We start from the raw sequence: 14,552 nt of genomic DNA, 5'->3' as shown, positions 1-14,552 counted from the left end.
GTTGGATAATTTCTTTAAAAATAACGAAGATGTGCATGATAAAAATATTTATCAAGCACATCTTTTTAAATAACTATATTATAACATATTCTTTTCTTATTAGTACATTTTTATTTCAGAATGATACGTCTTGTTTCCATGTACATCTTTATCAAATGTGATGTCAATATCATATTCCTTATTGTATAAAGCCATTGTAGCATCCAAATCCTTCTTCTTTTTATCGTTTACCTTTTTTTCTTGACGATAAGAGAGAAGTGGTTTAAATGCTAAACCTAAAAAACCTAAACCGGATATAAAAATGAATACAGGAAGAAACGCAAAAACACCTTTTTCTAGGGCAACTAACTCAAGAAATATTGAATAGTAAAAAACAGCTACTGTAACTATCAAAAATACGACTAAGTTAAGGTAGGCCAAATTCTTTTTACCATTGGTTTTGAATACATCAATGTTGATTTCTTTGATTTTAGCATCGCATTCTTCGTTTAGAAGAATATTAGAACATTTGTTTTTGAAGTTAGGATATTCATTGGTCAATCCACACTTTGTACCTTCTGTGATATTAAAAAGTTTGTGGTCACAAAGTTGACAATGCTTGCTTAGTTCTTTATTTGGTTTCATAATTAAAAGAGTTGTAGTTGATGTATAAATATAGCTTACTTATTTAAAAAACCATTCAATTATAATTTTTTTTGATAATAATAAGGAGAAAAATTGTATTATTCTAATAATATTTTTTTGGAGTTTTATTGATTAACTATATTGTTATCAATTAGATAAAACTTTCTGAACCGTGTATTTTTTTATTGTTTTTAGTGATATTGATTGATATCATGATGGAAACTAACCAAAGAAAACTTTACTCCATTGATTTTACCTGAAAGAAATACACACAATTGACTAACTCATGAAAAAATTTAATTATTTACTTTTACTAATAACCCTCTTTGCCACCCTTACAAACTTAATCGCAAAAGAGAAAAAGGTGTTGACTACAACTTTAAAAGGTACAATTGTCAATGCAGCATCAAATAGCTTTTTGATAGCAAATACAACTCGTTCTTTTGAAAAAGAATTTTCATTAAATAGTGATGGAACTTTTGAAATAATTGTGGAGTCTACCACTTTATATGATGCTTTTGTTCTTAAAGTAAAAAATTCTGAGAAAGAGATAGTTTATCCATTTTATTTAGATCAAGAAGTAATCTATTTTGATATAGATCCTAATTTGGATTACGAAGATAACATTGTTAAAGGTGGGGAATTGACCAATAGTGCATTGCACTATAAATCCTCTTTATTGATGGAGAAAGAATTGCATCAAGAGTTTTCAATGGCTTTAAAACAATTTTTACTTACAGGTGCTACTGCTTGGGAAGAGAATGTAATTAAGGATAAATTAAATAGATTACCTCAAAAAATTGATGCATGGAAGGTAGCTTATTTTAAGAAGCATCTTAATTTGGCTTCTTTTAAATATTTTATGGAGTTATATAACAATGAATCAACTATAATTCCTGAAGCTACTTTAAATGATTTATTGATAGATTTTTCTAAGAAGCTTCCTAAGAATTTTCATTTTGATACTTTATCTAAAGTAAGAAACGGAAAAAGTACTTTTACTTTTACAAGACTATAATTTATTTCCACATATAAAATCTACAGAGAAGTCCCATTCTCTAAATTATTGATCTCTTTTTCCAGGAGATCAATTTTTTTGTTTATAAAGTATATAGGAAAACCTATACATAGGAACACTAAGTATTGGGGTAGTAACTTATTTACAGTGATACAAACAACTACCCAAGTGATGAAAGAAAAAATAAATATGCCAAAAAGTATGTAGTACATCAAAACCCACAGATTCTTTTTTTGAACAAGTGGTTGAGTGGCGTTAGTTGAATATTTAATCATAAAGGACATGTGATAATTAGTATTCTAATATAAAAATTTTATAAAAAAGTTTAAAATATTAAAGGCAGACTTTTTATGATCTGCCTTTATACATGCCTTATTCTTTAATTAAAGATGAAATTATCCGTTTTCTTGAGATAGATTATTTATCATTCTATTTTCTAGATGCTTTAATTTAGGAGGGAAGAATAAACTATTAATCATCGCCTTTCCAATATTCGTAGTGGTTGTAATTTGTTTAGACTTCTTCATTAAAGGAAAAAGTGGCCTTGTTATTACATAGAAGGCGTTATACCAATTGGTTTTTGATTTAATCCCTTTTTCTGGGATAATAAAACCTGGTCTGAACATAATGGCATCTTTAAATCCTTTTTTTAAGAGCATATTTTCTGTTTTTCCTTTTACTCTTGCCCACATACTGTTTCCTTTTTCTGTTTCGTCTGTACCAGTACCGGAAACATAATTGAAAATTAATTCTTGATTGATATCAAATAATGTTTTGGCAAAAGCATTAGCCGTATCATAAGTGATTTTTGTATACTCTTCTTCGCTTAAACCTACCGCAGATATTCCCATACAATAAAAACAAGCATCATATCCCAATAATCTATCTTTTATGACTTCAACCTCGGTAAAATCTTTAAGTAATGCTTCTTCGAGTTTAGGATGATTAATATCTAAAGACGATCGGTTAATCATTAACACCTTTTCTATTCTATTGTCTTCGAGGCACTCATACAAAACTCCTCTACCTACCATTCCTGTTGCTCCTGTGATAATAACTTTCATATTTTCTTTTTTTTATTGATAAATCAAAGGTCGGAAGTGTATGTTATTTCAGTTAAAACAAATTACTGAAAAAAGAATACTTATTACTGATCAAAGCAAATGAATTTAGGATGTTTAGTGAAATTACATGTATTAATTATTTGATTTTCATTCTTATATAAACAAATGTGATTAATTCCTCGTTCTTATAATACATATAATACTGATATATCTATAGATTTATTCTTATATAAACCGTGTCTACTTAACTGCTCTATCAATATGAATCAAAAGTTTACTGTTCATAAAAAGAAGAAAAAGGAAACTAAAGAACCAGCTGTATATATTTTAGCTCATGAAATTATGAGAGGAGAGGGTGCACTACCCATTTCCTATCGTGAAATTATTGCGGCTTATGTTTCGAAAAAGAATAATTCTGAACTTTGCTTTCTTACACATGTAGCTATTTGTCAGGAATTAGGCTACTGTGGTGTATTAGATATTTTTACATTCGATGATAAAGAATTCGGCCCTCTTTTCTCTTTTGCTTCTAAAGTGATGAATGAATCTATGTCCAAAGAAATTCTAAATCAATTTGTACAAGAAGGTTTTGAAATAGAAGTGGCAGAAGAAATAATTCATATCGTATCTATCATCACGTTTATTAATCAGTTAGTGAATAGTAATGCATTCGAAAAAATCACAAATAACCAGCAATCTTATATCGGACATTATGCTGAAGTGATGAAAAAATATCTTTTTCTATAGAAGTAAATAACTTATTTAAGAAGTTGATTAGTTATTTAAAAATCATTCAACCTCATAACATCTTCAAATTATATCCATAAGCATACAAACAATACAATTGTTTTAGTTAACTATATGCCTTCCGTCATTTTTAAAACTAATGGAAGGTAATGTTTTCGTATCATTAAAAAGTTGGTACCCTTTCTTAAGATCAGACCAAAGCCCCACTTTTTCTTCTGTTGCAATTTTAGAGTTAGAGAGTAATTGATAACGTGCATCGGATAATTTTGCCGGAAAAATAGTTACAGGAATAGTAGATTGTCCATTATTCTTCGCTTCCACACAAAATATATAGAGTTCTTTTATTTGTTCATCGGTGATGGGTAAGCATCCAATCGTTACACAAGCACCATGTATAAAAATATCTCCTCCCAATCGTCCTTTTTCGCCTAAGATTATATCAGATGCATTGGGGTAATTAATGCCTAATGATAAATGATAATTACTGTATGGATTGAATCTGTCAATATGATAAAAACCTTCTGGAATTTGATAATCACCTTGCATTCTTTTAGGTCCTAAACGACCTGATGTGTTACAAACTTCATATGTTTTGATCAATTTATATTTGGTATCGGAAGTATTCTTTCCCCATAATTCAATGAGATTTTCACTTTTGAAGGCTCTTAGATAAATGTTTAATTCTGATTTTTTGATGGCTGATTTTTCCAATAGTTGGTCTAGCGTATTTTCTTTTTCATTGTACGCATTTCGAACTCGAGAATATCGAAGTTGATCTTCTTTAAATGAATTATTAGTAGAGAAGAAAATTAGGGATATAATTAAGAAAAGGTATCGAATAGTTAGTAACATGATATTGTATTTGTTTGATTGAATTGATCAATACAAATCAAAAAATACTCCGAAAAAGTGGTAGGGTATAGAATCAAGTAGTATTTAACGAATTTTGTAAGGCACCGTAGGAACGCTGTATAGCAACGTCCCCACGAAACATATATAAGAATTAAAGTGTTTGTTCCATCAAAACATGAATAATTCCATCTTCCATGAATTCTCCACCTTTAATTACAAAACCTTCTTCTTCATAAAACCCTGTTACTGTTTTTTGAGCGTGTAAATAAACACGAGTTCCCTCAGGGGCAATTTCTTCGATCTCACTTAAAGAAGCTTGGATAAGTGCATTGCCAATACCTTGGCCTCTAAAAGATTTCGTTACGGCAAAACGACCCATTTTATAACCTTCTTCAGTTTTAAAATAACGACAAACACCTGCTGGGCGACCATCATCAAGTACTAGTAAATGATGTGCAGTAGCATCGATATCATCAAATTCTAATGAAATATCAATTTGTTGTTCATCAACAAAAACCTCTTTACGGATCTGCATTACTGCAGGCCAAAACTCAGAGGATGTTCCCTCTAAAAATACTACCGATAATGAATCTGACATCTTAATTTATTTTTGATGGTCAATAAAAAAGCCGGCCTAATGAATAGGCCGGCACAAATATCGTAAAAAAAGGTGAATACGATTATATCTTGACAGATTAGTCTTCTAGACCAAACTCGTCGATGTAAGCAAGGATACCTCCTTCAAGGTTTTCAAGGTTAGTATAACCTTTCATTCCTTCTAAAGCTTCAATTGCGTTAGCAGAACGTTTGCCACTTCTACAGTGAACAATTACTCTTTTATCCTTACTGATTTTATCAGCTTCATCAATTACAGTAGCCAAAGGAATAAGCTCACCACCTAGGTTGGCCTCATCGAATTCGTAGTCTTCACGTACGTCAATTAGTTGGAAGTCTGCGCCTGATTCTTGTAATTCTCTCAGTTCTTGTACAGTAATACTTTTCATAGTACCTAAATTAGTTTACATTTACGTAATTTTATCAAACCTTTGTGTTAGTAACAAATTTAAACGAGAAAAAAACTTACAAACTCATGAAAATTGAACTAAAAAGAGTAAATGAAGGTGTGCGTTTTGAAGCAACTTCAGAAGAAGGAAATACTTTACATATAGATGCAGGTAAAGGAAAAATGGACGGTATGGGACAAGGTTCAGCTTTCTCTCCAATGCAATTAGTATTAACAGGAGTAGCAGGTTGTGCAGTTTTTGATCTGATCCATATATTAAAGAAACAACGTCAAGAGGTAAAAGACGTAAAGATTAATGTAGAAGGTGATAGAGTAGATGGTACTCCAGCTCCTTTCGAGAAAGTAAATGTACATTTTGATCTTTACGGAGAAATTGATGAGAAAAAGGCTGCCCGTGCAGTAGAATTAGCGGTAGAAAAATATTGTTCTGTAGCAGAAATGGTGAAATCGACTGCGACAATTACACATTCTTTCAATATCATCAAATAATAGTTTAATTTTGAAAGAACATTTGATGTTTATAAAACGTCTTTGAGTTGATCAAAGAAATAAAGTGTGCGTTACTCTTGACATCCAAACATCAACATATACTATTTATAACTAGAATTAACTTACAGAAAATACATGAGCCAAGAAGATAAGAAGTTTGAAACGATTGCGGTGAGAGCTCAGACTCAGCGATCGCATAACAGAGAGCATTCAGTGCCGATTTATGCAACATCGAGTTTTACTTTCGAAGATGCAGATCATGCGAATGCGTTGTTCTCTGATGAGGTAGACGGAAATATTTACTCTAGATATTCTAACCCGAATAACGACGAGTTTATCAATAAATTGGTATTATTGGAAGGAGCAGAAGCAGGTATTGCTACTTCTTCTGGTATGGCAGCCATGTTTTTAAGTATTGCTTCTTTTGTAAGTCAAGGTGATCATATTGTGGCTTCAAGATCTTTATTTGGTTCAACTCACCAGATCTTAACACAATTATTACCAAAGTGGGGAGTATCGCATACATATGTGGATATTCACGATTTGGAAGGTTTTGAGAAAGCGATTCAGCCGACGACTAAAATGATCTTTATCGAGACACCTTCTAACCCTGCGTTGGATATTATCGATATTGAAGCATTGGCTAAAATTGCAGATAAACACAACATCATCCTTAATGTAGATAACTGTTTTGCTACTCCTTATTTGCAAAACCCATTGAAGCATGGTGCACATATTGTTACACACTCAGCAACTAAATTTATTGATGGGCAGGGTAGAGTGTTAGCAGGAGCAATTTTAGGTTCTCAAGAATTAATGGATAAAGTGAAGTTTATGTCTAGACACACTGGACCGGCTTTATCTCCATTCCACGGTTGGATTCTTTCTAAGTCGTTAGAAACTTTATCGATCAGAATGGAAAAACATTGTGAGAGTGCAATGAAAGTAGCTAAAGCTTTAGAGCAAATGGACGAAGTAGAGTTAGTGAAATATCCATTCTTGCCATCACACCCTGGGCACGAGTTAGCTAAAAAGCAAATGAGATTAGGTGGAGCATTGGTCTCTTTCGAAATTAAAGGTGGAGTTGAAGCAGGAAAGAAATTCTGGAACAGCTTACAGTTAATTTCTAAGTCGTCTAACCTTGGTGATACAAGAACAATTGCCACACACCCGGCATCGACTACCCACTCTAAATTGACAGAAGAAGAACGATTGGCAGTAGGTATTACTCCTGGTTTAATCAGAATCTCTGTAGGATTGGAGCATGTAGATGATATTATTGCAGATATCAAACAAGCAATGAAATAGTCATTGTTTAAAATCTATAGATAAATAAAAAGGCGATCAGTAATGATCGCCTTTCTTATATCTTTCTTATTAGCTTTTCGAAGGATTAAAACCTAACACTAAAACATCGTCTGTTTGTGTTAATTCGTTTTCCATCCAGTCGTTGAAAGCTCTACGAACAGCTGTTCTTTGTTTCGTTTTTTCTTCTTTATGATTTTGATAAAGCAATTTCAAGAAATTTTCTTTACCAAACTCCCCTTTGTCTTTACCTCCAATTTGTTTCTGATAACCATCCGTAAATAAATAATAGTTGGCGTCTTCATCAAGATTGAAGCTATGCTTTTGGAATTTAATTGCTTCGCCTTTTTGAGGTTGATCCCCACCAATAGTATGTTTAGAACCTTTGATGATGAAAAACTTATTATTGACAACTCTAGCCATTTGTGTATTGGCTCCAGCAAATTCCATTACATTTTTGTCCTTGTCAATGACTACCATCGATACATCTAAAGAGTCAGAATTATCGCTAGTACTTTGATTTAGATGTGCCATCAAGCGGGTATTCATTGCCTCCAAAATCTCTCCTGGACAAACAATACCTCTAATTTCTACGATCTCTCTGAATAAAGAAATACCAATAATGGACATCATCGCACCCGGTACACCATTACTGTTACAATCTACTGTAGAAATGAATATTTTATTACCATGCTCCAAGAACCAGAAGAAGTCGCCAGATACAATATCTTTTGGTTTGTGGAAGATAAATGAATCAGGTAATAAGCTTCTGATTAAAGTACGGTTAGGCAAGATAGAACCCTGAATTTGTTTTGCATACTTAATGGATTGCGTAATTTTCTGAGAAGTAGATTGAAGTTCTTCTTTTTGTCTTTCAATCTTTTCGTAAGAACTCGCATTATCAATCGCAATCGCAGATAATACGGCAATGTTTCTTAAGATATCTACGTGTCTATCAGTGTATGCATTCTTATCAAAACTTTGTACACTAATTACCCCCATCAGTTTTTCTTTAGTTACTAAAGGAATATAAATCACTGACATTGGCATTTCACCTGCTTTTACATCAATGACTGCATCCTCACCTAAATCAAGGTAATTGGATATTTCAGTAGTAATATCATTAATTACCACCTCCTTGTTCTCCCTCAAACATAAAGATGATAATCGAGTATTGTCCCCCATAGAGTGGGTGAAATCAGGTAGTTGCTTACCTTTTTCCATAGCTCCAATAAACTCAATTTCTTGTCTTCTATGGTGATATATACCTAAACCAAAAGAATCAACTTTCATCAAATCGGAGATATTTTGATACAACGTTTTGATGATATTTTCTGTATTTAAGTCTGATGATAGCTCGATACCAATATTCGAGATCAATTGTACGTTTTTATACGATTGCTCGATTTGATCACGACTGTTCTCGATTTCTTGTTTTTGATGTTGAAGTTCGGCAGTACGGTCGGCTACAATTTCTTCAAGACCTTCGTATGTTAATGCGTTGTCCAAGGCGATACCAATATAGATCGCGATGTTTTTCATTAAGTTCAATGCTCTTTCGCCGAACGCATTTGCTTGGTAAGATTGTATCGTGATAAATCCCAAAGTACCTTCCTTACCAATTAGTGGAATATAAATCAAAGATTGTGGTAATCCTGATAATTCTGATTTTGGTAATTCTTGATCTGGAAGATAAAGATTATAATCTACCATGATATCGTTAATAACAATCTCTTTCAACTGTTTAAAACAGATCACCGAAAGTTTGTCATTATCAGTAAGACGAATTGTTTTAGGAGGTAATTTTTCTCCATTTTCAATATTCGTCGTAATTTCTAAGACTCCTCTCTCTTTATTGTAAATACCCATAGAGTAAAGAGGGGCTTCGATCATCGAATTCAAACTCTCGTAAGCTGTATTCGAGATACCTTCGATGGAAAGGTTGGACGTAATGTCCTGACCAATTTCACCCAAATTCTTCAAGGCATTGTAGGCCATTGTCAACTGTTCTTCTTGTTCCTCAGATACCTGAGACTGAACGTTGGTTTTTGCCTTTAGACGAATATTCTCAATGGCAATACCAATATAAGAACCAATACCCTGAACAAGAATTTTATCCTGAAGTGAATAAGCATCTTTCTTGTCCGTTTGGACAGTAAATACACCTACCGTTTCATTTTTATATTGAATAGGCACATAAATTAGAGATTGAATTGCTGCACTCTCTGCTTCATGATCGAATTTACTGTAGAACTTAGGAAGGTAGCTGCTGATTTCTTCATCAAAGTTATTGATGTGAATCGGTTTATTACTTTTGATACAAAGAGTAGATAAACGATCCTCTTCGTTTAAAGAACATGAGTTGAAAGGAAGTTTGTTGCCATTGTCATAAGTGGCTGGGAACTCAAGCATATGTGTCTCTTTGTTCACCACACCAATATCCAATGTTTTGGCATCTAATATTTGATTGATTTTTTCATATACAGTCACCGTCATCTTATCTAAGCTATCAGTTGCTGCAATTAACTGACCCACTTCTTGGATGGCCTGAATTTCAAAACCTTTAATTTGTGTATTATTAGCCTGTATGTCTTCTTTTTCCTCTTTTACTTCTTGATGTGTGATATCAAAGAAAGATTTTTGAAGTAGAATAGCCATTTGAGGGGCTAGTACTTGCAAAAATTTAATTTGTTCTGATGGCGTATTGATATTTTGATATTGATCCAACATCAAAAAGCCAATCATAGTATCTTGATTCCAAAGAGGAATGAAATTTAAATATTGCGGTTGATGTTCAGTGATATAAGCATCCGTCTTGATTTGCTCATTGACCTTATCCATATTTACCACAATGGTCGACTTTGGTGTCTTTATTTGGCGTAGGATAGCTAATGGAAGTTCATTTTTCTCTGCCTGAATATGTTCATCAGAGAAATGAATGTCTTCTTCATTTCTTTTCTTATATGCTTTCAGAATAAAATCATCACCCGATTTAATAATTATAGACGCCTTCTCCGCTATAGATCTAGAGTGGATGGTTTGTAATATCTTCTTACTCAAGTCTTTAGTAGTTAACGCTCTTGAAAGATCTTGGTAGATAGATAATGCCTGATCTAAGTATCCTGTTTTCATGTCTGTTGCAGCTAATTGATATATGCATAATTGATGAAAAAATCACCAATGATATATTTCACTTTTTGATTTGATGTAATAACGAATTAACTCGATTAATATTATTTAAATGCTAAAATTTAATCTTAAAATCCATTATGTTATTGGCAAAAAAAAAGCCACAATATGAGTAAACACATTGCAGCGTAATATTTTTAGTAAAAAAAATCAATTATCGAATCGTTTCACTCGAATAATGCCCTCGATAGCTTTAATTTCTGTAATTACTTTCTCGAATTCATCCAGATGCTTTACAGCAATTTCTATGGTTCCTTTAAATATGCCATCCTGAGTATCAATTGATATCGATCGGATATTTACTTTCAAGCGACTTGTAATGATTCTAGTTACATCGTTGACTAAACCTATTCTATCGGTACCTTCAATAGAAATCTTAGAAACGAAACTTGATTCTTTTTCCGAAGCCCAACGTGCTTTAATGATACGATAACCATAATTGGCCATCATAGCAATGGAGTTAGGGCAGTTGGTACGGTGTATTTTGATGCCATTATTAATAGTAATAAAACCAAAGATATCATCACCTTGAATAGGGTTACAGCAGTTGGCAATAGAATAATGTACGTTATCCATATCTTCGCCGATCACTAACTCATCATCATCCTGACGTATATTCTTGATTTTATTTTTAAATTCTTTCGCAGAATCAGGAACAATTTTTCTTTTCTTAACCTGATTGTTATGCTCTAGGTGGTCTTTGAACTTTTTAATTTCTTTGTGTTCAATAATTCCTTCACCTACTTGATAATAAAGATCAGTTTCACTGTTTAAGTTGAAAAAGTCTCTCAATTGTTGAGCAATCCTATCATCATATTTGATTTTAAGTTGTTTGAACTTTCTATCAATAATCTCACGTCCAATAGAAGCGACTCTCTTTCGATCTTCTTTTAAGTGTGATTTGATTTTGGCTCTTGCTCTAGATGTTCTTACAATTTTAAGCCAACCTTCGTTTGCTTTAGATTGATTGGCAGTAAGAATTTCTATCTGATCACCATTATTTAATTGATAACTCAAAGGAACAAGTTTACCATTGATCTTTGCTCCTAAGCATTTGGCACCAACTTCTGTATGTATATCAAAAGCAAAGTCTAAAACTGTTGCTCCTTGTGGGAATACTTTTAAATCGCCATTAGGAGTAAACACAAAAACTTCTTTGTTGAATAAACTTGTTCTGAAATCATCTAAGAATTCAACAGCATTTACTTTATCGTTTTCCATCAAGGAACGAACCTCGTTTAACCAATGTTCGATACCTTTTTCTTTGTTTACATCTCCGCCAGATTGTTCCTTATATTTCCAATGGGCAGCATATCCTTTTTCGGCAATTTCATCCATTCGAAGCGAGCGGATTTGAACTTCTACCCAGTGGCCATTATGTCCCATTACAGTGGTGTGTAACGACTCATAACCATTGGCTTTTGGCATACTAATCCAATCTCGTAAACGACTTACATTTGGAGTGTAGAAGTCAGTAACAATAGAGTAGACGTGCCAACATGTAGATTTTTCAACCTCACGCGGACAATCAAAAATGATTCTAACAGCGAATAAATCAAAAACTTCCTCGAACGGCACTTGTTGCTTTTTCATTTTATTCGCAATCGAAGTGATGGATTTCGTTCTTGATTTAATAGTGTATTTATATCCTTGCTTATCTAAAGTCTCGATAAGGGGAGTTTTAAATTCATTAGTAAAGTGTTCTCGAGCTTCCTCTGATTCCCTTAGTTTTCTAGAAATTTCGTCGTATAAAACTCCATCAGAATACTTTAAACTTAAATCTTCTAATTCAGATTTAATATTGTATAATCCCAAACGGTGGGCGAGCGGAGCGTAGATATATTCTGTCTCTGCTTTTACTTTAAGTTGCTTGTCTTTTGGCATCGACTTTAATGTTCGCATGTTATGCAAACGGTCGGCTATTTTAATTAATACCACTCTGACATCCTCAGCAATGGTAAGCAACATTTTCCTAAAGTTTTCTGCTTGCAGTGAACCACCTTTTTGTGCAGCACCAGAAATCTTGGTCAAGCCATTTACAATAAGGGCTACCTTAGGACCAAAACGTTCTTCTATATCTTCTAGGGTGTAGTCTGTATCTTCAACAACATCGTGTAAAAGGGCAGCAATAATAGAAGTGGTACCAAGACCAATTTCTTCTGTCGCAATGGTTGCTACCGCTACAGGGTGATAGATAAAAGGTTCGCCCGATTTTCTTCTCATATCTTGATGTGCATCGGTAGCAAACAAGAAGGCGGCTTTTATCTGTTTAATATCATCAGGGTCATTTAAAAAAGGGCGTGCTTTCCTAAGCAAATTGCCATACATTTTGAGTAGCTCGAACCTTTCTTTTTCTAAATCAATCTTCATCTCTTAATTCTATGACCGAACAATAATGTAATTTTTTGAAATTTTAGAACTATAAAAATAGGTAAAAAAATGTAGTGTTGTCAAAGTTTTATCAGATAATAAAATAAAATTGTAAGTAACAGATGTTTACATTTTTTTGACCTAACATCAATGATTTTAAAAATGAGTTCATTACCTTTGCATCGCTTTAAATTAAAATGTCTATTTTAGGTATTTTGTTTATGGTAAAACTCTAGAGGAGGATTGATTGTTTTTTATTGTAAATCAATAGGTTAAAAACAAAAGGAATTTCTTGATATAGAGGAAAGGAGGGCAAATATTTGATGGCGGAAAAAGTTGTTGTTATTGCTCTAATTTCAAAATACGACCTCAGAAAGTTAGATTTCGTCTTTTTTTCTGATTAAAATTAGAATTTTGTCACACCAAAAATCATAAAACTTTGGAATTCAAATTAGATAAACAGGAGAACTCGTACGGTTTGTTAACTGTAAATGTTACTGAAGCGGATTACATGACTGAGTATAAAAGCAAGTTGAAGCAATATGCTAAAACGGCTAATATGAAAGGTTTCCGTCCGGGTAAAGTACCTTTTTCAATGGTGGAAAAAATGTACGGAAAGCAAGTGAAAATGGATACTTTCAACGAAACTGTTGGAAAAGCTGTTGATACTTACTTGAAAGACAATAACGTTAAACCATTGTTCCAACCAATTTACAAAGGTGATTTTATCACTCCAGAACAATTGGGTGCTGATCAAACTGTTGAATTCGAATTATTATTACCAGAATTTGAACTTAAAACAGAAGGTGTTTCTGCAGATACATTTAACTTAACAGTTACTGATGCTGACGTTGATAACACAATCGTTAAGTTAAAAGAGTCTTACCCAACGAAGAAAGACGCTGAAGAAGTAGCTCAAGCTGACGTTGTTACTGCTACTTTCAAAGCTGAAGCAGGTGAGTATTCTAAAGAAGGTGCTGCATTTGATGTAGACGACAAATTAGCTGAAGGTATTGCTGATCAATTCATCGGTAAGAAAGTAGGTGATGTTGTTACTTTGGATATCGACACTATGTACGAAGATAGCAAGCGTTTAGGTTTGTTCTTGGGTACAGAAGATGCTGACAAATTCACTGGTAACTTCTCTATCGAAATCACTAAAATCACTCGTAACCACGAGCCAGAATTAGATCAAGATTTCTTTAACATGGTAATCGGTCCTGATAAAGCTTCTAACGAAGAAGAATTCAGAGCTGAATTGAAAAAGACAATTGGTGAAGTTAACCAACAAGCAATTGACAACGTAACAAACGAAAACGTTCGTACTGCATTAGTTGAGGCTAACCCAATCGCTCTTCCTGCTGAATTATTGAAAACAGTATTCAAGCAAAACAACCCTAAGTCAACTGACGAGGAAGTTGAAAACAACATCGGTAAATTCGAAGAAGCAGTGAAGTGGAGAGCAATCTCTGACGCAATTGCTGAAACTGCTGAGATCAAAGTAGAGAAAGAAGATGTTGAAGCAGCTGCTTTAGAACAAATCAAAGCTCAATTCGGTAACTTCATGGGTGATGAAGATGACAGAATGGGTGAGTTCGTTCAAAACTACTTAACTGCTGAAAACGGTAAGTACTTCGAGCAAACTTATGAGCAAGTTTACAACGAGAAGATCTTTGGTGCTGCTAAAGAAAAAGTTTCTTTAAACACTGAAGAAGTTGATTTAGCGAAATTCGAAGAGTTCTTAACTGCAAAGAATGAGCAAGTAGCTGGTTAATCATCAGATGCTTTAAAAATATAAAAGGTCATCTCACGCTTTTGTGAGATGACCTTTTTTATTATCGGAAACATTTTGTAAGGACCTTGCACTGTT

The 14,552-nt window shown here is 33.3% G+C and carries 12 protein-coding genes; 5 read left to right on the top strand and 7 right to left on the bottom strand.

Annotated features, from left to right (window positions below; all coding sequences use genetic code 11):
- Nucleotides 1-99 precede the first annotated feature (99 nt).
- Nucleotides 100-624, bottom strand: coding sequence for a hypothetical protein (locus tag KMW28_RS15170; protein ID WP_169662576.1), 525 nt, complete (start codon nt 622-624; stop codon nt 100-102).
- A 286-nt stretch (nt 625-910) separates the two neighbouring features.
- Here KMW28_RS15170 and KMW28_RS15165 point away from each other — a divergent pair, with 286 nt between their 5' ends.
- Nucleotides 911-1,642 (top strand): hypothetical protein, encoded by a 732-nt coding sequence (locus KMW28_RS15165; protein ID WP_169662575.1) that lies wholly within the window; start codon nt 911-913, stop codon nt 1,640-1,642.
- Between the two features lie 395 nt (nt 1,643-2,037).
- Here KMW28_RS15165 and KMW28_RS15160 read toward each other — a convergent pair whose 3' ends face one another.
- Entirely contained in the window at nt 2,038-2,706 is a 669-nt protein-coding gene (locus KMW28_RS15160; protein WP_066205137.1) for an NAD-dependent epimerase/dehydratase family protein, read from the bottom strand.
- A gap of 261 nt (nt 2,707-2,967) precedes the next feature.
- On the opposite strand from KMW28_RS15160, the gene KMW28_RS15155 reads away from it, so the two are divergent.
- Nucleotides 2,968-3,453: a carboxymuconolactone decarboxylase family protein gene (locus KMW28_RS15155; RefSeq protein WP_169662574.1), complete on the top strand. Its 486-nt coding sequence runs from the start codon at nt 2,968-2,970 to the stop codon at nt 3,451-3,453.
- Between the two features lie 102 nt (nt 3,454-3,555).
- On the opposite strand, the gene KMW28_RS15150 is transcribed toward KMW28_RS15155, so the two are convergent.
- From KMW28_RS15150 to KMW28_RS15140, 3 genes are all read right to left on the bottom strand, one after another.
- Nucleotides 3,556-4,305: a L,D-transpeptidase family protein gene (locus tag KMW28_RS15150; protein ID WP_169662573.1), complete on the bottom strand. Its 750-nt coding sequence runs from the start codon at nt 4,303-4,305 to the stop codon at nt 3,556-3,558.
- A 151-nt stretch (nt 4,306-4,456) separates the two neighbouring features.
- A complete protein-coding gene (locus tag KMW28_RS15145; protein WP_066205145.1) occupies nt 4,457-4,903 on the bottom strand; it encodes a GNAT family N-acetyltransferase in 447 nt (148 codons plus the stop codon).
- Nucleotides 4,904-5,000: 97 nt separating this feature from the next.
- Entirely contained in the window at nt 5,001-5,309 is a 309-nt protein-coding gene (locus KMW28_RS15140; protein WP_066205147.1) for a rhodanese-like domain-containing protein, read from the bottom strand.
- Nucleotides 5,310-5,395: 86 nt separating this feature from the next.
- Between KMW28_RS15140 and KMW28_RS15135 the strand changes: the two genes are divergently transcribed.
- Both KMW28_RS15135 and KMW28_RS15130 read left to right on the top strand, forming a co-directional pair.
- The gene (locus tag KMW28_RS15135) at nt 5,396-5,818 is read left to right on the top strand and encodes an OsmC family protein (protein WP_169662572.1); all 423 of its coding nucleotides are present in this window, start codon (nt 5,396-5,398) and stop codon (nt 5,816-5,818) included.
- A 135-nt stretch (nt 5,819-5,953) separates the two neighbouring features.
- Entirely contained in the window at nt 5,954-7,126 is a 1,173-nt protein-coding gene (locus KMW28_RS15130; RefSeq protein ID WP_169662571.1) for a trans-sulfuration enzyme family protein, read from the top strand.
- 69 nt (nt 7,127-7,195) lie between these two features.
- On the opposite strand, the gene KMW28_RS15125 is transcribed toward KMW28_RS15130, so the two are convergent.
- Nucleotides 7,196-10,255 carry a GAF domain-containing protein gene (locus KMW28_RS15125; protein WP_066205153.1) on the bottom strand — a complete coding sequence of 1,020 codons (3,060 nt, stop codon included), beginning with the start codon at nt 10,253-10,255 and terminating at the stop codon, nt 7,196-7,198.
- Nucleotides 10,256-10,462: 207 nt separating this feature from the next.
- Nucleotides 10,463-12,682 carry a RelA/SpoT family protein gene (locus KMW28_RS15120; protein WP_066205155.1) on the bottom strand — a complete coding sequence of 740 codons (2,220 nt, stop codon included), beginning with the start codon at nt 12,680-12,682 and terminating at the stop codon, nt 10,463-10,465.
- A gap of 439 nt (nt 12,683-13,121) precedes the next feature.
- Between KMW28_RS15120 and tig the strand changes: the two genes are divergently transcribed.
- Nucleotides 13,122-14,456, top strand: coding sequence for a trigger factor (tig, locus tag KMW28_RS15115; RefSeq protein WP_169662570.1), 1,335 nt, complete (start codon nt 13,122-13,124; stop codon nt 14,454-14,456).
- The last annotated feature ends 96 nt before the right edge of the window (nt 14,457-14,552 follow it).

The sequence above is a fragment of the Flammeovirga yaeyamensis genome, assembly GCF_018736045.1.
In the GTDB taxonomy this organism is placed as follows: Bacteria; Bacteroidota; Bacteroidia; order Cytophagales; family Flammeovirgaceae; genus Flammeovirga; species Flammeovirga yaeyamensis.
This window is presented reverse-complemented; position numbering and strand designations above follow the sequence as displayed.